Here is a 19,503-nt window from a genome sequence, read left to right on the forward strand (position 1 = left end):
GAATTTTATATAGTTTACTTTTATAAAATAAATTATTTATCAATATTGCAAGATTGCTTTTAATAAAAAAATGATAATCATCAAAAAAGAAAGATGAGCCAATTAAAAAATTAGAATTTTATTTCTTTAGCTTTGTTTAAAATATTTTGGTAATGGTTATTTGTTAGAATTTTATTTCTTTCCTCTTTTCTTTTTTTAGTTTCTAAAAACTTTTTTTCATCTTCGTTGGTTTTTGCAATACATAGAATTAAGGTGTCACGATGATACTGTTGCACTTCTTCAATAGTTGTTCCATTTAAAATGATTTTGTCATGACTTACCGTAGCAATATTTGGCCTATGCATAGTTGTAAATTTTGGAGGATAGTTCCAATTTTTTATAAATAGTGTTTTCCAAAGTTCAGATGGGTGAGAAGATAATTTGAATGGAATAGAATATAATGCAGATCCAGCTGATCCATCTAATTTTGGTATTGTTACTTCATCTGTAATGATACCCAATATTTTAATAGTTTTATTATCGTGTGATATTTCTTTTTTATTTAAAATAAATTTAGGTATCTTACCTATCTTGGGCTTTTTTTTACAATCAAATAATGTTGTTATTAAATCATTAAAGTTAGTGCTGTAATTTTTTTCTGAAGATAAATCGATGGCTAATTTTCCCTGTAAAAATGTTGGAATTGAAGAAAATACGGTACCTTTTCTTAAAACAGGAATAAATTTCTTTTTGTTATGATTGGCCAGTATTTCTCCAGATATTATATCACCTTCATATCCAACACCATTTTTTCTCAGATCCGCTTTAGTTTTATAGTTTTCTGTGCATATAATAAGCACATAGTCTGCATTGGTAATTTCTGTCTCCATAAATTGTGGCAAACTATCTCCAAAATCGACATCGTATTGATCTATACGTACATTAATCCCATTTTTTATTAGTTCAGTTGCAAACTTATTAACCCATTTTTTATGATTGTCATCATCCCATGAATATGATATAAAAACTCTTGGATTTTTATTATATATATTACTCACTCCTTTATAATTATGATTAATGATTATAATAAATATTATACAAGATTTAATATTAAAACTGTAAAGTTTTTTAGTTCTCTTTATTTTTCTAAAATTTTATTTCTATATTTATTTAGGAAATACACCCAATCAGTCTGGATTATATTTGCTCCATTATCTATAATCCACTGCCAATCTTTTCCAGAATTTTCTAATCCACCATCATCTGAATGTCCAGCAGCAAAGTTAAATTCATCACTATTATCTAATTTTATTGCATTAATCCATAATAAGATCCCTTTCTCTTTTAGTTTTTTCTTAAAGGCTTGTGAATTTAGCTCATGATTTTCTTTATCAAATAAAACTTCAACAGCAACTACGTTGATATTTTCTTTTAAAAATAAATCTAAGCTTTTTTCATCTCTTACAATTGGCATAAACATCAGTTTTTTCTTAGAGTTTTTTAAAAAATTTAAAACTTTTTCTTCTGGGCCAGCTTTTATAATTACTTGATTTTCCATTTTTAATTTTGTGACTAAATCAAATATTTCAGGAAGGTAATCCCAACCTCTGTCGATATTTATTAAATAATCCCCTTTTAATTTTAATAAAATATCCTCTATTCTTTCAACACCTCTACCAGATAAGCCACCTTCAATATTTATATATTCTAGTTTTTCAATTTCTGATGAAGGTAATGTTCTTATATCAAATTCTTTTCCAAATCTTTTAAATTCTTTGCCGTTATGAAAAGCAAAAAGTACATTATCCGAAGATTTGACTACGTCAACTTCTACCATGTCTGCTCCCATTTCAAGGGCTAATTTCATTGATAAATATGTGTTATCTAAAACATTAGCTCCATAGCTTCCTCTATGTTGTGCAATTAAAAATTTTTTTTCTTTAAGTTTCTTATTTAAAAGTTCTCTCATTATTCCTCCTCATCCATATAAAAGTATTTTACAGTTAAACCCGGCACTTATAATGAAATTATGCTTTGTATTATTATAGTCTATATAATTAGTAGTGTAAAGGATCTTAATTATTTCGTAAAAGAAAGCAATATATTGTATTATTAAAGCTTTGTAGATATAGTATGGTATAAAAGTTAGTCAGTAAACTAAAAACATTATTATTGGTGTTTTATAGGCTCATAATACTTTTGCATCAAAAAAGGGAAAAAGCTGTACAATTCTACGGGAAACATAGTACTATACAGCTTTTTCTTTTCTAGTTTTTTAGTTCGTATATAATAACAAATTAATTTAGTGTTAGGGAATTATTTTAATTTGTTATACGCATGATTATAATATTAAAAACATTTTTAATAAATGTTTAGTGATAATTTCTAATTTTCGTTATTATGCTTTACCATTGCTTCCACACATAAGGATTTTTTCCATAGCAACTTTTTTCATTACTTCTTTAGCAGGAGTAAAATACTTTCTTGGGTCGCTTTCATTAGGGTTAGCATTTAAAACTTCTTTTACTTTAGCGGCAAAAGGTATTTTTAGTTCAGTAGCGATATTTACTTTAGTAATTCCTAGTTCAATAGCTCTTCTTACTTGTTCTGCAGGAACACCTGATGCTCCATGAAGTACTAATGGAACGTCAACAACTGCTCTTATTTCTGCAAGTCTATCAAAGTCTAGTTTTGGCTCTTCTTTATATAGTCCGTGAGCAGTACCAATTGCAACTGCTAGAGAGTCAATTCCTGTTCTTTCTACATATTCTTTAGCTTGAGCAGGGTTAGTGTATTTACTGTCTTTATCATCTCTTACAAGGTCATCTTCTTTTCCACCTAATATTCCTAATTCTCCTTCAACAGTAACATCAAATTTGTGAGCATAATCAACAACTGCTTTAACTCTTCTTACATTTTCTTCAAAATCAAAGTGAGAAGCATCAATCATAGCTGATTTAGTACCTAATTTAATAGCATTTACTATCTCATCATATTCTTCGTGGTGATCAAGGTGCATAGCAATGGGAATGTCATATTTATCAGAACAAATTTCAACAAGTTTGATGAAAAATTCAGGTCCTGCATATTTCATTGTTCCTGGAGTTGCAGCAACAATAACTGGAGATCTTAACTCAACAGCGGCCTCTACAACAGTTTGAATTGTTTCCATGTTGTGTACGTTAAAAGCAGGTACAGCATATTTTCCTTTTTGAGCGTCTAATAATAATTGTCTAGTTGAAACTAACATTTTTGCCTCCTTAAAATTAAATAAAATAATAAATTATTTGTTATATTCGTGAATTATTACACCTTTAACCACTCTGTTAACTTCACCAGTAGGGCAAGGATTGTCAGGATTAATTCCTAATTTAGATGATTTAATTAGTGATAGAAGTTGACCAAATACTAAGTATGAAAGTCCAGAGAATACCTCTTCCATAGCACCAATTTTTGCATCATTTAAAGTGAAGTAGTAATCACAGTTTGCTCTTACTTCTTTATCATTAACAGTGTCTAAAACTATAATTTTCTTTTTTCCACCTTCATGTTTGAACTCTTTTAATAGATCTAATTCATAGATTCTAGTATAAGGATTATTTGACATCATACAAACAATAGCAGTTTTATCATTAACTATTGATTTAGGACCATGTCTGAATCCTAAGAATGTATTGAAGAAAGAAGCAAGTTTTCCAGCAGTAAGTTCAAGAACTTTTAATGAAACTTCTTCAGCAAGTCCTTTTAGAGCTCCATCTCCTAAATAAACTATTCTTTCTATATCAAGGTCAGCTATAGTTTCTGCATCAGCAAATATCTTATCAAAATTCTTTTCAATAACATTTGAAACATAAGTAATTCTGTCTGCAAGTTTATCAAAATCCTGTCTTAAGAATACAAGTACTCCAGCAACAACCATTGAAGAGAAGCTTCCTGTCATTGCAAAACCTTTGTCATTTGTCTCTTCAGGCATTAAAAGAAGATATTTATTATCTGAATCTTTTGCCATTTGAGCAAGTTTTCCTTCTGGGTTACATGTAATAAATAGATGGTGTATATTTTTTACTAATTTGTCTGCTAATTTAATTGTAGCAACACTTTCAGGAGAGTTTCCTGATCTTGCGCATGATACCATTATCATAGCTGCATCTTTATCTAAATATTGTTCAGGCATAGATACAATATCAGTAGTTGGAATAGATAATACTTCAATATCAACTTTGCTGTTTACATATGAGCATAAAGTATTTCCAACAAATTCTGAAGATCCTGCTCCCGTGAAGACAACTTTAATTTTGTCCCCTTTAACTTTGTCTATAAACTCAGCAAGTGATTTTAGGTTATTTTTGATTATGTCCAATTCTTCTTTCCAGATAGAAGGTTGTTGTGCAATCTCTTTAAAAGTTATACAATTTTTTAATTCCATTTTATCTTTCGACTCCTTTTTTAAGAATTATAATTTGCTCATGTGTCTAATACTAACATAATACTTATAAAAGATAAAAGTCTAAGTCCGTAGTCGTGCAGTTGTCCGTACCATTTATTTTTGACAAATAAAACGGATTCGAACAATCCGTTTTATTCACTCTTAAGCTCAACTTCGAATTCAAACATATCCCCTTTAATTGCACTAACTGTATATTCTACAATTTCACTACCTGAATAAGTCCATCTTTGTAGTTTCATAATAGAATCATTTTTATCAATAAGTAAGCTTTTAGCTATAATATTATCAGATTTATCTACAGAAAAACGCTCAACTGCTTTAGTAAAGGTAATCTTGTATTTGTTTTGTAAAACATCATACAATGGCGAATTTTCTAAATCATACTTAGTTAAATTATTAAATTTATTGCAAGGAAGATAAGTTTTTTCAAACATCACCTCTTTATTATCTGCCAATCTAAGTCTGACAATTTCAAAGACTTGATCACTTTTAGATAAATGCAATTCAGTGATTAGTTTCTGCCCTGCTTCTTTTCTATTAAATGAAATTAATTTTGTATCTGGCCGCTTTCCTTGTTTTTTCATTTCTTCAGTAAAACTATAAAAAGTTAATAACCGTTGTTTCAAACGCCTAGAAGATACAAAAGTTCCACTACCTTGAATTTTATATATATAACCCTTTTTTTCCAAATAAGAAATAGCTTGCCTCACAGTTGATCTACTAACTTTATATTCCTCAGAATACTCTCTCTCTGCTGGGAGTTTAGTATCTTCGTGCAATCCTTTTTTTTCTATCTCTGACATAATTCTTTTAGCTAATTGAACGTAAAGAGGGATTTTATCTTTTTTTAGTTCCATGTATTTCCTCCATAGTACTAACCTCTATAATATTATGCACTTATATGATTAGTAAAAATTATTCAACATCCCAATTTAAAGAAATATTCTCTTCAGTTTCAATATCAAATATGTGAGCTCTTTTAACGTTGAAGAAGAAGTTTGCTTTATCTCCATATTTAACATTTTCAGTTTTTCTTGCTTCTATTCTTGATTCAAATTCAGCACCATCAATTGTAAAGTGGATAAATTCTTCGTTACCCATATGTTCAACTAAATTGATTTCTCCTTCAATGAAGTTAATAGGCTCTCCATCAGGGTGTGTTATTTTATTTCCAATATTTTCAGGTCTAATTCCAAGAATAACCTTTTTACCAATGTAACCTTTAACTTTTTCTCCCATTTTTTCTGGTAGTAAGAAGAATCTTTCTTTACCTAAACCAAAAATAAATACAATTCCATCATCAGTTTCTTCTATAGCTCCTTCAATGAAGTTCATAGATGGTGATCCTATAAATCCAGCAACGAATTTATTTTTTGGGTGATGGTATAAATTTAGAGGAGTATCAACTTGCATAATTCTACCATAGTTTAATACACAAATTCTGTCTCCCATTGTCATTGCTTCAACTTGGTCATGTGTTACGTATATCATTGTAGCAATTTGACCTTCTGCTTTAAGTTGTTTATGTAATTGAGTAATTTTAACTCTCATAGATACTCTAAGTTTAGCATCTAGGTTTGATAATGGCTCGTCAAAAAGGAAAACATCAGGTTTTCTAACTATTGCTCTTCCAACTGCTACTCTTTGTCTTTGTCCTCCAGACATTTCTTTTGGTTTTCTATCAAGTAATTGAGTAATTTCAAGCTTTTCAGCAGCTTCTTTAACTCTTCTATCAATTTCATCTTTTGGTACTTTTGCCATTCTTAAACCAAAAGCCATATTTTCGTAAACAGTCATATGAGGATATAATGCGTAGTTTTGGAAAACCATAGCTATTCCTCTATCTTTTGGATGAAGATCGTTAACTAATTTATCTCCTATCCAAATTTCTCCTCCAGTTATTTCTTCTAATCCAGCAATCATTCTTAATGTTGTAGATTTAGCACATCCAGATGGACCAACAAAAACCATAAACTCTCCATCTTTGATTTCTAGATCAATCCCATGTACTGCTTTAAATCCATTTGGGTATTGTTTTTCAACACCTTTTAAAACTACTTTTGCCATAGCTCCTCCTAAAGTTTTTTATAAGAAGCCCTCAACCTATTTATCCCATTATATACATAAAAATAAAAAAAAGTCAATCAATTATATATACTCTAAATTGATATGATTTAAGTCAGGTCATTTATAACCTTTTATATTTGGTTATGTATGAAAGCTTATCTGATATTATAAACTCATTAGTCAAACAACCGATTTACCAAGCTGTATGCTTTTATTAACATTTTAGACATAAAATTGTTGTCTTTTTTTTTAACATAGATTCTAATTAGTATACACTTTTAACAAAAAATATATAAAAAAAAGACTTGACAAAAGTTGAAAATAATTTTTAATCTAATTAAATGGTACGGACAACTAAGACAATAGAATATACTTTTGACACATTACGGTGTGAGATAATAAACTTGGTATATCAAGGTACAAATTAGAAAATTAAAGACGGCCCTCAACCCAATTAATCTATATTGTATTTTGAAACCAAAAATTATCTTACGTAAAGTATGCTGTGCAACATTTGTGTAATTATTTATTTTGCCGATACTAGTTTTACTTAAGATAAAGAAAAGAAAGGAGGAAAGAGAATAATGAAAAAATCTTTCAAAGCTAAGATGGAGCCATATTTATATGTCTTTCCAGCATTGTTTATCTTAATTGTATTTGTTTACTATCCATTCTTTTTGACAATTATTGGTAGTATGTTTAAGGTAAATATATATGGAGAATTAAAAGACTTTATCTTTCTGAAGAACTATTCTTATTTATTAACAGATGGTAATTTCTATAAAGCATTATGGCAAACACTATACCATACAATAGTATATGTAGTTCTTTCAGTTGGAATTAGTTTATTCCTTGCGATCATTGCAGATAAGAAGAGTAGGTTTTATAGAATATACAGAGTACTATATAGTTTAACTATGATAATATCAGTATCTATAGCAGCTCAACTATTCAGATTCTTATACAGCCCAGCTGTAGGACCTATCAATAAAATATTTGGATTGGATATTAACTGGTTAGTTGATAGAAGATTCGCAATGTTGGCATTAACATTAATTATGGTATGGATTACTATTGGATTTAACTACATTTATTTATCTGCAGCAATTAAAAATGTTCCTGCGGATATTCTTGAAAGTGCTGAAATAGATGGTGCAACAACATTACAGAAAATATATAAATTTATAATTCCTCTAATTTCACCATCACTATTCTTTCTGATAGTAACTGGCTTGATTACTGGTTTAACAATGATTACACCAGTGTTAATTTTAACAGAAGGTGGACCAGACAACACAACTACAACTTTAATCTATAGTATGTATAACTTCGCATTTAACAAATCTAACTATAGTGTTGCTTATGCATATGGTGTGATTGTATTTATTATCGTGGCTGTTGTGGTTGCATTTAACTTTATGTATGAGAAGAAAAAGGTGTTCTATGGATAAGAAGATAAAAAAAGAGATAGCTTACAGTGCAAGTGGAATTGTAAAGCTAATCATTGGTATAATTTTAATATTCCCTATAATATTTGCTTTCGGTATGGCATTTATGACACCAGATGAAATAACAAGTAGCAGTATCAAAGTTATTCCAAATTCTTTTACATATTTTCAAAACTTTATAGATGCTTTTAGAATAGTAAATATGACTAGATATTTAATTAACTCACTTATAATTGCATTTTTAGGAACTGTAGGAAGAATTGTAACTGCTACATTGGCAGCATTTGCATTTAGCTTTTATGAATTTAAAGGGAAAAAATTATTATTCGGTCTTATAATGGGAGCGATGATGGTACCTGGTGACGTTTTACTATTTACAAACTATTTAACAATTTCAAAAGTTGGAATGTTAAATACTTACATAGGAATAATAGTAATTTACTTAGTATATTCAAGTTACGTATTTATGATGAGACAAAATATGCTAACTATACCCAGATCATTATATGAAGCAGCTATTATTGATGGATGTAGCAACTTTAAATTTTTATTAACAGTTGTTATTCCATTATCTAAATCAATTATAATGGCAGTTTTCTTATCATCATTTGTAGGATTATGGAATATATATCTATGGCCATTATTGATTACAAATGATTCTAACATGAGAACTATTCAAGTAGGAGTTTCAATGTTATCAACTGCTGACCAAGTTTCTTGGGGACCTATAATGGCAGCTACTTTAGTAGCAACATTACCAATAATGGTATTATTCGTAATAAGTCAGAAGTTTATAGTAAGAGGATTAATTTCTGGAGCTGTAAAAGGATAATATAATTACAAAGTTACTACTTAGATGTTATCTAAATAAAATAAAAAAGTTAAAAGGAGACGGAATATGAAGATGAAATTTATTAAGGGAATTGTGTCTGCAGCAGTTTTATCTCTATTTGTTGCATGTGGTAGTTCAAGTGGAGATGACAATGAAATAGTATTTTGGCACTCAATGGGAGGACCTCAAAAAGTAACTCTAGACAAATTAGTTGAAGAGTACAACAGTACAGTAGGTCAAAAAGAAGGATATAAAATAGTTCCAGTATATCAAGGAAAGAACTATGAATTATCTAAAAAATTTAAAGCAGTAGTACAAGCAAGAGATATAAAGAGTTATCCAGACTTAACATTAATGAGTGCTGCTGAAACAGGAAATATTGCAGGAATAGACGAAGTTGTTAAAGCTGAAGATGTTCTTTCTAGTGGAGCAATAGGACTTACAAAAGATGATTTCAAACCTAACATAGTAGACTCACTAAGTGTTAAAAATAAAATGATAGGATTACCATTTGCACCATCATGTATCCTATTATACTATAATAAAGATGCTTTTGCTGAAGTAGGATTAGACCCTGAAAGAGCACCTAAGACTTTAAAAGAATTAGGAGAATACTCAGCTAAACTTCTTATAAAAGATGGAGACAGAGTAACTAGATATGGATATGCTAACATGGTTGACGGTTGGGCAGTAGGAAGCTGGATTGAACAACAAAATACAGATGGTAAAGGATATTCATTATTTGGTGACAATGACAATGGACGTTCTGGAACAATGACTAGAGTTCTATTTGATGAAAACGGAACTATGAAAACTTTCTTACAAGCATATAAAGATGCTAATGAAGTTGGAACATTTAACTATAAAGAAAACGATCCAGTAAACAACTTTGCTGGTGGAAATAACACTATGATTCTTGCATCTGCTGCATCAATGACTACTGTATTTGAAGCTGTTGGAGATAAATTTAAAGTTGGAGTTGCAACACTTCCAGCTGTAAATGAAACTGCAACTGGTGGAGTTACTTTCGGTGGATCAGCTATTTACCCAATTGATAGAGGAAATAAGAAAAAACTTGCAAGAGTTTATGATTTCTTGAAATTTATATATACTGACAAATCTCAAGTTGCTTGGAGTGCTGGAACAGGATATTTACCTTCAACTAAATCTTCTTATAAATCTCAAGAATATAAAGATTTAGTAACTGCTCATCCAGAATATTTAGTTCCTGGACAAGCATTAAATAACTCTAATCCACATGTTCAAGAGCCATTAAATGGTGTTGTTATTGAAACTCTAACAATCAATAAAAACGGTGTTTTAAACGTTCTTGATGGAAGTATGACTGTTGATGAATCTGTTAAATTCCAAGCAGATGAAATCAATAATGGATTAAAAGCTTATAATGAAGCAAACGAAAGCAAATAATTTAAGAACAGATCTGTAAATTGGAAAGGGATATTTGCAAAAATATCCCTTTTCTAATAAAACTAGGAGGAACTTTTATGAAAATTAAGTATTACGGAACATCTGCTTCTGAATGTTATCCTTCTCTTTTTTGTGAATGTGATAGTTGTAAGAAAGCTAGAGAGCTAAAAGGAAAAAATATTAGAACTAGATCATGTATGCAAATAGATGATGATATTCTTATTGATTTTTCATCAGATACAACATATCATATTTATAATTTAGGTTTAGACCTAACAAAAATTAATCATATATTAATTTCACACTCTCATCCAGATCATTTTTGTATAGAAGACTTAGCATGTATATTCTATCCAATGGCTAAAAATGATCCAACAAGAGTTTTACATGTATATGGAAATAAAATGGTAGGTCAAAAAATGAAAGAATTATATGGTAAAGAAATTAAAAACTGGGAAGAAACAATTAAATTCCATGAAGTTGAAAAATTTAAACCATTTAAAATTAATGACTATACTATAACACCTTTATTAGCAGATCACATGGCTACAGAAGAAGCTATGCTATATATAATAACAAAAGATAATAAATCATTTTTATATGGACATGATTCAACATATTTCCCTGAAAGCACATGGGAAGAATTAAAAAACCATAAACTAGACTGCATGTCATTAGATTGTACTTCAATAGATTATGGTCGTGTTTACAAAACACATATGGGGTTTGAAGACAATGTAAATATTAAAAAGAGAATGATAGCAGAAGGTATTGCAACAGACAAAACTATTTTTATAGCAAGTCACTTTGCACATACTTTCTATCCTCTACATGATAGATTAACAGAAATATTTAAACCGCATGGATTTATTCCTGCCTATGATGGTTTAGAGGTTACTTTTTAGGTGGAACATAAAATAATTCAGGAAATTGTAATCAGATTATTACTAGCAGTATTGTGTGGAGGTATAATCGGGGTTGAAAGAGAAAAGAGAAGTCATGCAGCTGGCTTTAGAACATATACTTTGGTTTGTTTAGGATCTGCTTTAGTCACTATGACTGGAGAATTTAGTATATCAAGATTAGGAACTGGGGATCCTACTCGTATAGCAGCACAAGTTGTTAGTGGAGTCGGATTTTTAGGAGCTGGAACAATAATTTTAAACAGAGAACATCAAATAAAAGGATTAACTACAGCTGCAGGAATATGGATTTCTGCTACTATTGGGATTGCAATAGGAACTGGATTTTATTTAGGTGCTATATTAACTACTTTACTAGTTATTATCATCTTAACAATATTTAAAAAAGTTCAAGCAAAAATAACTAAGGTTAATAAAATATCACGAATGTTTGTTGAGTGTAAAGATTTGAATGTTTTAAAGACGATTCGGAAGACACTTATAACAAAAGATATGAAAATACTAGATTTGGAAATATTTTATGAAAATAAAGATGTTTTTGGAAGTATTACCTTTATTATTTTGGTAGAAGATAAAACAAAGAAAAAAGATTCAAATCCAATAGATATAATAAAAGCAATTGATGGAGTCATTTGGATTGAATTATTATAATCAAGATGCTTTAAAAACAATCAAGGTTTAGCTACTCAATTGTTTAATAAAGCTAATAACAGTTTGATATAAATGAAGCTAAAATTTAGCTTTAATTATATAATATAAAAATTATTTCTTGTCATGGCTTAATTATTGTATAAAAAATTATGTTGCAAAAGGAGCTCCTTTAGAGGGGCTTCTTTTAAAATGATATTGGAGGGGCATTTATGAATGATTCATTTAATTTAGTATTATCGAATAAAGAAATAATTACTAGAATAATAGTGTCCATCCTGATTGGGGGAATGATTGGCTATGATAGAGGACTTAAGAATAGACCAGCAGGTTTTAGAACTCATATTCTAGTATGTTTGGGTGCCTGTGTAGTTTCTTTAATTCAAGATCAGTTAAGAGTGAATATTATTAATTTTGCTATTGCATATCCAGATCAAGCTCAAATAATAAAATCAGACATAGGTCGTATTGGAGCAGGAACAATAATGAGAGATAAAGGAACAATTGGAGGTCTTACTACAGCAGCTTCTATTTGGGCTACTGGTTGTTTAGGACTTGGTATAGGTTGGGGATTTTATTCTCTTTCTATTATAACTGGAATAGCAATTATACTTGTATTGGTAACATTGAAGAGCTTTGAGGCTTCTCTTATTGATAAAAAGTATACTATTACTTTAGAGATACTGTTTAAAGAAAATGAATGTACAGATTACAATATGGCAGAAGTTTATACTGCATTAAGAGAAATGAATATTAAGATAAAAAATTTAAAGAAGTTTGTAAATGAAAATAAATTTAATACCACATTAATAGTACCTAAGCAAATAGATCAATTAAGTTTAATTTCAAATATTTCTAAAAAAGGTTTTGTAAGTGGTGTTAATATAAAATAGATTGTCTTATGTTTTCTACTATTATTTTTAAATGCTTAGTATGATATTGATAGTAGAAGACTCCTTATATATGTCATCAAAAAAGAGAGGATATAATATCCTCCCTTTTTTGATGATAATATGTTACGACGCCTATGCTACTATTTTTAGAAAAATGTATCTATTGGGTTTATTGAGCTGGTATTTATATTGTTTATATACCCAGCATTTGTATATTTTTTTTTGATTTTATAGCATTATTTAAATTTTGTCAAGTATTAAAATAATGTGTGTTTTTTTTACATAAAATCTAATTAAAAGACTTTTGTTACAAAAATAAAATAAAAATACTTGACAAAAAATGAAGAAATTTTATAATTAAATTATAAGTAGTTTAAATAAGAAAGGTGAGAAATATTTGTTTAATAGATAGAAGTTTGGATCGTCTCTTAATCTATGTAATTAATTATTTTACTGATATTAGGTTTATAAAAAAGTAATATGGAAGTATGACTGTTGATGAAATTAATAATGGCTTAAAAGCTTATAATGAAGCAAATGATAATAAGTAATTAAATAACAGATAGGGATATTTGTAGAAATATCCCTTTTCTAATAAAACTAGGAGGAACTATTATGAAAATTAAATATTATGGAACGTCTGCTGCTAGATGTTGTCTTAGTTTTTTTTATGACTATGATAGTTGTAAGGAAGCTGGAGAGTTAAAAGGGAAAAATATTAGAACTAGATCATGTATGCAAATAGATGATGATATACTTATTGATTTTTCACCAGATACAACATATCATATTTATAATTTAGGTTTAGACCTAACAAAAATTAATCATATATTAATTTCTCACTCTCATGAAGATCATTTTTGTATAGAAGACCTAGCATGTATATTCTATCCAATGGCAAAAAATGATCCAAAAAGAGTTCTACATGTATATGGAAATAAAATGGTAGGTCAAAAAATGAAAGAATTATATGGTAAAGAAATTAAAAACTGGGAAGAAACACTTAAATTTCATGAAGTTGAAAAATTTAAACCATTCAAAATTAATGACTATACTATAACACCTTTATTAGCAGATCATATGGATACAGAAGAAGCTATGCTATATATAGTAACAAAAGATAATAAATCATTTTTATATGGACATGATTCAACATATTTCCCTGAAAGCACATGGGAAGAACTAAAAAAACATAAACTAGACTGCATGTCATTAGATTGTACTTCAATAGATCGTGGTCGTGTTTACAAAACACATATGGGATTTGAAGATAATCTAAATATTAAAAAGAGAATGATAGCAGAAGGTATTGCAACAGATAAAACTATTTTTATAGCAAGTCACTTTGCACATACTTTCTATCCTCTACATGATAGATTAACAGAAATATTTAAACCGCATGGATTTATTCCTGCTTATGATGGTTTAGAGATTTCTTTTTAGATTTTTAGTATAAATAATTATTAAATAAGAAAAAATTATACTTGCAAAGTGTTTTAACGGGGAGTAATTTAAGTGAATAAAAACCGAAGATAAAATGAGAGCTGATGCAATTGGATTTATTATTTTAAAAAAAGTAGTTTAAGAGAAAACTTAGACTACTTATTAAGAGGTTTAGAAAAGAAGAAAAAAGTTTAAAATAATAAAGAAAAAGGTGAATAAAAATGAAAATAACTTATTTAAAATTAATTTTGTGTATATTTTTATTTAGTTCTTGTGGGATGTATACAGACGTTTATTATAAAGTAAAAAATGTAGGACAAGATTTTAATTTGAGACAACGCTATGATGAGTCCATAATAACTTCTTTGAATCAAGATATATGGATGATAGTATATCAGGATAAGAATGATAGAAGTCATACTTTTATAAAAGTTGGAATGGAATTTTCAAGAAGTGAAGAAGAAAAAAAATCTACAGTTGAATTATTAAATAAAGTAAAAATTACTCATAATAGAAATGTAATTGATATTCCTGTTGTAAAAAAAGAAGTATTTGAAGATGATGGAGTTAAAAGAACATATTTTACTTTACAAATTCCAGATGAAATTACTGGAAATTTAACTTTAGATATGGGAAAAATAAAGATAGGAAATGTAATATTTAAAACACCATTAATTTATTTACAAAAATATAAAATAACTGATAGTAATACATTATTAGAAGCTCTTTTAAGTGAAGGTGGGGAAAACGTTCAATTTTATAAAAAAGAAGGTTGGATAGATAATTAATCCTTTAAAGGCAGTCTGAGATTGATTCAGGCTGCCTTTTATATAATTAAAACGCTATTACTATTTTAGAATTTTCTCGTATATGAAAATGTATTATTTCTTAATCAAATTCAACCTGCCAGTTTTTATCTTTATAAGCTTTAAAACATAGCTCTATCTGTTCTCTGCTATTCTTTTCCTCTGAGAGTGCTGGTAATTTATCTATAGAATAATATTTTGACTGGAGTGTTTCTGAATTTTTTTGAAATGAACCACCTGTTGCAATGCAAAGTATAAATATCTTACATACACCATATGGATATTGCTGAATATTATGTTTTTTCTTGTCATGGATTGCAATAACTCTCTTTGGTATAACATCAAGACCTGCTTCTTCTTTTACCTCTTTTATAGTATTTTCTTTAACTGAAAGATTGACTTCACACCATCCACCTGGAAGTGACCATCTTCCATCTTTTTCCTGTACAAGAAGTATTTTATCATCGTTGAATATAGCAGCTCTTGTATCAATTTTAGGTGTCTGGTATCCTATTTCGTTACAAAAAAGAGTTTTTATTTTTTCTATTGGAATCTCAGTTTTATATTCTATCATTTCAGCTGCAATCTCTCTAATTCTTTCATATCTTTCCTTATCATATACATCTTTTACATAGCTAAGTCCAGTCTGTCCGATACTTTGTAGCTCAATAGCCCATTGAAGCCATTTTTCATTCATTATTATCACCTTTCCCTGTCTCTATAATTATATTTTATCATTTAAACAGGAGTTTTAGAAAAAATTTAATAGAATTTTTTATTTAATTTAAATAAATTTTTTAAATATTTTTAAACTTTTTTATAGCTCATTACGTCAAAAGGACAAATACTAAAGTAGTTAGTATTCATAAATTCTTTCCCCAAAAGAGAGTAGGAGTAGGTAGAATTCGGAACCTGCTCCTATTTTAAATTTTTTTAAAAAGTAACTTGAAAAAATAAAGTTACTGTGATAAAATAAACTTAAGTTAAAAGATATAAATTAAACAGGGGGAATAGTTAATGAAAAAGTATGATGCAGTTATAATTGGTTTTGGTAAAGGTGGTAAGACATTAGCAGGAGATATGGCTAATCGTGGATTTAAAGTTGCTGTAGTTGAAAAATCAAATAAGATGTATGGAGGAACATGTATAAATGTTGGATGTATCCCTACTAAATACCTTATTTTAGAAGCAGCAAAAAATAAATATAAGAACTTAACATCATTTGTACAATTTAAAGAAGAATATAGACAAATAATTGATAATAAGATAAATTTAATCTCTGCTTTAAGAAAGAAAAATTTCGATAATCTTGATACAAAAGAAAATGTAGATGTTATCAATGGAGAGGGATCTTTTGTAGATGCTAACACTATTGAAGTTAAGACAGAAAATGAAACTTTTAGAATTCAAGGAGATAAAATCTTTATAAATACAGGTGCTGAAACTGTATATCCACCAATAAAAGGATTGAAAGAAAGCAGATATGTATATGATAGTGAAGCTATAATGGAATTAAAAGAGCTTCCTAAACACTTAGTAATAGTTGGTGGAGGATATATTGGACTTGAATATGCAGGAATGTACAAGAACTTTGGATCAAGAGTAACTGTATTAGAAGGAAGTCCTCTATTCATGCCAAGAGAAGATAGAGAGATTGCAGATGAAGTATTAAACTTAATGTCTAAAAAAGGTATCTCTATTAATTTAGGAGTAAAAGTAGTAGAAATTGACCAGGATAAAGTTATATATGAAAAAGATGGAAAAAGAGAAACAGTTGAAGCAGATGCAATATTAATAGCTGTTGGAAGAAAACCTAATACAAATAATCTAAAACTTGAAAATGCAGGAGTTAAAGTAAATGAAAGAGGAGCAGTTGTTGTAGATGACAGATTACATACTTCTCAAGAAAATATCTGGGCTCTTGGAGATGTTCATGGAGGATTACAATTTACTTATACTTCATTAGATGATTATAGAATAGTTCGTAGTGAATTATTTGGTAAAGGAGATTATACACTAAAAGATAGAAAAGTTGTTCCTTATACAGTGTTCTTAGAACCACAATTTTCAAGAGTTGGAATGACTGAAGAAGAAGCTAGAAAAAATGGTTACGAAGTAAAAACAGCTAAAATGGCAGCTGCAAGTCCAAGACTTAAGATAGCTGGAGAAGCAGAAGGACTTTTAAAAGTAGTAGTAGATGCAAAAACAGATAAAATACTTGGAGCATCACTTCTAATTGCTCAATCTGGAGAACTTATCAATACAATAGCATTGGCAATTAAAGCAGGAGTAGATTACAAAGAACTAAGAGATGGAATATACACTCACCCAACTGTAAGTGAAATATTCAATGACCTATTTGCAGGAGTAAGATAAAATATTATGAAAAATAAGTATGATCTGCCTTGTAATATAGCTCAAACTCTCAACCTGATTGGAGATAGATGGACCTTACTTATTATACATGAGATATTTTTAGGTAAAAAGACATATAAAGATCTCGAAGAAAAACTTACAGGAATAGCTTCAAATTTATTATCTAATCGTCTTAAAGAACTTGAAAAGATTGGGATAATAAAAAGTGAAATCTATCAGCAACGTCCTCGTAGATATATCTATACAATTACACCAAAAGGAGAAGATCTAAGAGATGTATTCAACTCAATTATTTTGTGGGGACATAAACATCTTGAAGTCTGTTATAAAAAAATTGTAGATAAGGCAACTGGAGAGCTTGTAGAATTAAGATATTACAATCCTAAAAATGGTAAAATTTTATCTGGAGAAGAGATTGAAGTAAAAAATATATAATCATTAGATGCTGGTAGAGATATCAGCATCTTTTTTATAAAAAATGAGGTATTTTTGTTATAAAAATGAGGAAAAAAAAATAAAACCTTGATTTTTTGTGTAAAACTCTATATAATAGCAATGTATGAATGCACCCGTAGCTCAATTGGATAGAGCGTCTGACTACGGATCAGAAGGCTAGGGGTTCGATTCCTCTCGGGTGCGCCATATTTATTTTGAGAGAATTTTTCTCTCTTTTTTTATTTTTTGTAAAATTTTTATTGGAAGATATTTACAAAGTAAAATCTATATTTTATACTTATATTATCAGGTAATATATGAAATATGTTGGAGGGAATGATATGTTTTACAGCGTATTTTTTAAAGTTAAGGGCGATGGTGAAATAAAAAAGATACTTAATTTTAAGTCAAAAGAGGAAGTGTTAAAAAATGTGTACCTACCTTATAAAAATGATGGAGAGTTTTTATATTGTGGAGAAAAGATTTTAAAAGATGATATCGAATTTTTCCAAGTGGTAAAGACTGGGTTCAAGACTTCTGAAAATTATGAAAATGTAAAGAGGTATATAAAAGAGACTGGTATTTTAGGGGAAAAATTTCTAAATGAAAAATTTCCAAGTTATTATGCTAAAGATATTACAAAAGAACTATAGGAGAGAATTATGATTAGAAGACTAGAAGAAAAAGATATTGAAAGAGTAATGGATATTTGGCTAAAGACTAATAAAGAAGCTCACAATTTTATTCCTGAACAATACTGGGATGATAACTATAATGTTGTAAAGAAAATGATAGGGAACTCTGAAGTTTATATTTTTGAAGACAATTCTAACATAGAGGGATTTGTTGGACTAATGGAAAACTATATTGCTGGAATTTTTGTTGAAAAAGATTATCAGTGTAAAGGAGTTGGAAGAGAGCTTTTAGATTATATAAAGAAAATAAAGAGTAATCTCAACTTATATGTATATAAAAAAAATGAAAAAGCAGTAGATTTTTATTTGAGAGAAAAATTTTTAAAAAGCGAAGAGAAAACAGATGAATATCATGATGAGGTAGAATACCATATGGTATGGAAATCTTAAGATTGTTTCTGTAATTATTATATATATTATAAATATGTTATATTTATATAATAACTTATAATTAGTGCATATTAAGAGTCTTAATTCTCTGGTCTAGTCCTAGGTTGGAAAGGCTGTTAAAACCTATTCAATTTACAAATTAGAGTGCCAGAGAACTAAAAAAAAGCTGTTTGTGAGATAAAAGACTTTATAAAATGAATGATCTGTATATTTAAAAGAAAAAAAGAATCAAATATTGACAGTTGTGCAAAAAAAAGTTATATAATAATTAGAATATAATTAAAGATGGTGAGTTGATGATTGGTATAGTAGTAGTTGCACACAATCCAAAATTGTCAGAAGAGATTATAAGATTTTGTAAAGATTTGAAAAAAGAGAATTTCCAGCTTATTAATGGTGGTGGGACAGGTAATGGAATAGATTTTGGTACATCTCCATCTGTCATTGAAGAAGCTGTAGAAAAAGCAGATCAGGGAGATGGTGTTATAGTTCTTTGTGATCTTGGAAGTTCTGTTATAAATGCTCAGAAAGCTAAGAAGAATTTAAAGGGTAAAATCAGAATGGAAATAGTTGATGCTCCAATTGTGGAAGGTACCATAGTTGGTGTTTCAGCCAATGGTCCAAGAATAGATATGGAAAGTCTTATTGAATTTATAAGAGAAGCTAAGGTGTTTCCAAAGCTATAAAAAAGGG

Annotated in this window: 20 protein-coding genes and 1 tRNA gene; 14 read left to right on the forward strand and 7 right to left on the reverse strand. The window is 28.8% G+C overall.

From position 1 onward, the window contains the following. Positions 1–110 precede the first annotated feature (110 nt). From IX290_RS07680 to ugpC, 6 genes are all read right to left on the reverse strand, one after another. On the reverse strand, positions 111–1,037 hold the full coding sequence (locus tag IX290_RS07680; protein ID WP_211492631.1) for a toll/interleukin-1 receptor domain-containing protein: 927 nt from the start codon (positions 1,035–1,037) through the stop codon (positions 111–113). Between the two features lie 80 nt (positions 1,038–1,117). After that, positions 1,118–1,948, reverse strand: a complete 831-nt coding sequence (locus IX290_RS07685) for a glycerophosphodiester phosphodiesterase family protein (protein ID WP_211492632.1) — start codon at positions 1,946–1,948, stop codon at positions 1,118–1,120. Between the two features lie 429 nt (positions 1,949–2,377). After that, entirely contained in the window at positions 2,378–3,229 is an 852-nt protein-coding gene (locus IX290_RS07690) for a tagatose bisphosphate family class II aldolase (RefSeq protein WP_211492633.1), read from the reverse strand. A gap of 33 nt (positions 3,230–3,262) precedes the next feature. Further along, positions 3,263–4,405: an SIS domain-containing protein gene (locus IX290_RS07695; RefSeq protein ID WP_211492634.1), complete on the reverse strand. Its 1,143-nt coding sequence runs from the start codon at positions 4,403–4,405 to the stop codon at positions 3,263–3,265. A gap of 152 nt (positions 4,406–4,557) precedes the next feature. Next, positions 4,558–5,283: a GntR family transcriptional regulator gene (locus tag IX290_RS07700; protein ID WP_211492635.1), complete on the reverse strand. Its 726-nt coding sequence runs from the start codon at positions 5,281–5,283 to the stop codon at positions 4,558–4,560. Positions 5,284–5,341: 58 nt separating this feature from the next. Further along, entirely contained in the window at positions 5,342–6,493 is a 1,152-nt protein-coding gene (gene ugpC / locus IX290_RS07705) for a sn-glycerol-3-phosphate ABC transporter ATP-binding protein UgpC (protein ID WP_211492636.1), read from the reverse strand. A gap of 584 nt (positions 6,494–7,077) precedes the next feature. Here ugpC and IX290_RS07710 point away from each other — a divergent pair. From IX290_RS07710 to IX290_RS07745, 8 genes are all read left to right on the forward strand, one after another. Continuing rightward, positions 7,078–7,944, forward strand: coding sequence for a sugar ABC transporter permease (locus tag IX290_RS07710; protein WP_211492637.1), 867 nt, complete (start codon positions 7,078–7,080; stop codon positions 7,942–7,944). Then, positions 7,937–8,773 carry a carbohydrate ABC transporter permease gene (locus tag IX290_RS07715; RefSeq protein ID WP_211492638.1) on the forward strand — a complete coding sequence of 279 codons (837 nt, stop codon included), beginning with the start codon at positions 7,937–7,939 and terminating at the stop codon, positions 8,771–8,773. The genes IX290_RS07710 and IX290_RS07715 overlap by 8 nt, the downstream gene beginning before the upstream one ends. Before the next feature lie 66 nt (positions 8,774–8,839). Continuing rightward, entirely contained in the window at positions 8,840–10,201 is a 1,362-nt protein-coding gene (locus IX290_RS07720) for an extracellular solute-binding protein (RefSeq protein ID WP_211492639.1), read from the forward strand. Between the two features lie 77 nt (positions 10,202–10,278). Then, positions 10,279–11,106, forward strand: coding sequence for an MBL fold metallo-hydrolase (locus IX290_RS07725; RefSeq protein ID WP_211492640.1), 828 nt, complete (start codon positions 10,279–10,281; stop codon positions 11,104–11,106). Next, on the forward strand, positions 11,107–11,775 hold the full coding sequence (locus IX290_RS07730; RefSeq protein WP_211492641.1) for an MgtC/SapB family protein: 669 nt from the start codon (positions 11,107–11,109) through the stop codon (positions 11,773–11,775). Positions 11,776–11,984: 209 nt separating this feature from the next. After that, positions 11,985–12,665 (forward strand): MgtC/SapB family protein, encoded by a 681-nt coding sequence (locus IX290_RS07735; RefSeq protein WP_211492642.1) that lies wholly within the window; start codon positions 11,985–11,987, stop codon positions 12,663–12,665. Between the two features lie 615 nt (positions 12,666–13,280). Then, positions 13,281–14,108, forward strand: a complete 828-nt coding sequence (locus IX290_RS07740; protein WP_211492643.1) for an MBL fold metallo-hydrolase — start codon at positions 13,281–13,283, stop codon at positions 14,106–14,108. Positions 14,109–14,329: 221 nt separating this feature from the next. Then, positions 14,330–14,896, forward strand: coding sequence for a hypothetical protein (locus tag IX290_RS07745; RefSeq protein ID WP_211492644.1), 567 nt, complete (start codon positions 14,330–14,332; stop codon positions 14,894–14,896). Between the two features lie 100 nt (positions 14,897–14,996). On the opposite strand, the gene IX290_RS07750 is transcribed toward IX290_RS07745, so the two are convergent. Beyond that, positions 14,997–15,611: an NUDIX hydrolase gene (locus IX290_RS07750; RefSeq protein WP_211492645.1), complete on the reverse strand. Its 615-nt coding sequence runs from the start codon at positions 15,609–15,611 to the stop codon at positions 14,997–14,999. 320 nt (positions 15,612–15,931) lie between these two features. Between IX290_RS07750 and IX290_RS07755 the strand changes: the two genes are divergently transcribed. The 6 genes from IX290_RS07755 (at position 15,932) to IX290_RS07780 (ending at position 19,496) form a co-directional block, all read left to right on the forward strand. Then, a complete protein-coding gene (locus tag IX290_RS07755) occupies positions 15,932–17,290 on the forward strand; it encodes an FAD-dependent oxidoreductase (protein ID WP_211492646.1) in 1,359 nt (452 codons plus the stop codon). 6 nt (positions 17,291–17,296) lie between these two features. Beyond that, positions 17,297–17,725, forward strand: a complete 429-nt coding sequence (locus IX290_RS07760; protein ID WP_211492647.1) for a helix-turn-helix domain-containing protein — start codon at positions 17,297–17,299, stop codon at positions 17,723–17,725. A 130-nt stretch (positions 17,726–17,855) separates the two neighbouring features. After that, positions 17,856–17,932 (forward strand) — tRNA-Arg (locus IX290_RS07765). A 134-nt stretch (positions 17,933–18,066) separates the two neighbouring features. Further along, on the forward strand, positions 18,067–18,378 hold the full coding sequence (locus IX290_RS07770; RefSeq protein ID WP_211492648.1) for a hypothetical protein: 312 nt from the start codon (positions 18,067–18,069) through the stop codon (positions 18,376–18,378). A 9-nt stretch (positions 18,379–18,387) separates the two neighbouring features. Next, on the forward strand, positions 18,388–18,810 hold the full coding sequence (locus IX290_RS07775; RefSeq protein ID WP_211492649.1) for a GNAT family N-acetyltransferase: 423 nt from the start codon (positions 18,388–18,390) through the stop codon (positions 18,808–18,810). 296 nt (positions 18,811–19,106) lie between these two features. Continuing rightward, a complete protein-coding gene (locus IX290_RS07780) occupies positions 19,107–19,496 on the forward strand; it encodes a diguanylate cyclase (protein WP_211492650.1) in 390 nt (129 codons plus the stop codon). Positions 19,497–19,503 lie beyond the last annotated feature (7 nt).

The sequence above is a fragment of the Fusobacterium sp. DD2 genome (assembly GCF_018205345.1).
Taxonomy (GTDB): domain Bacteria; phylum Fusobacteriota; class Fusobacteriia; order Fusobacteriales; family Fusobacteriaceae; genus Fusobacterium_A.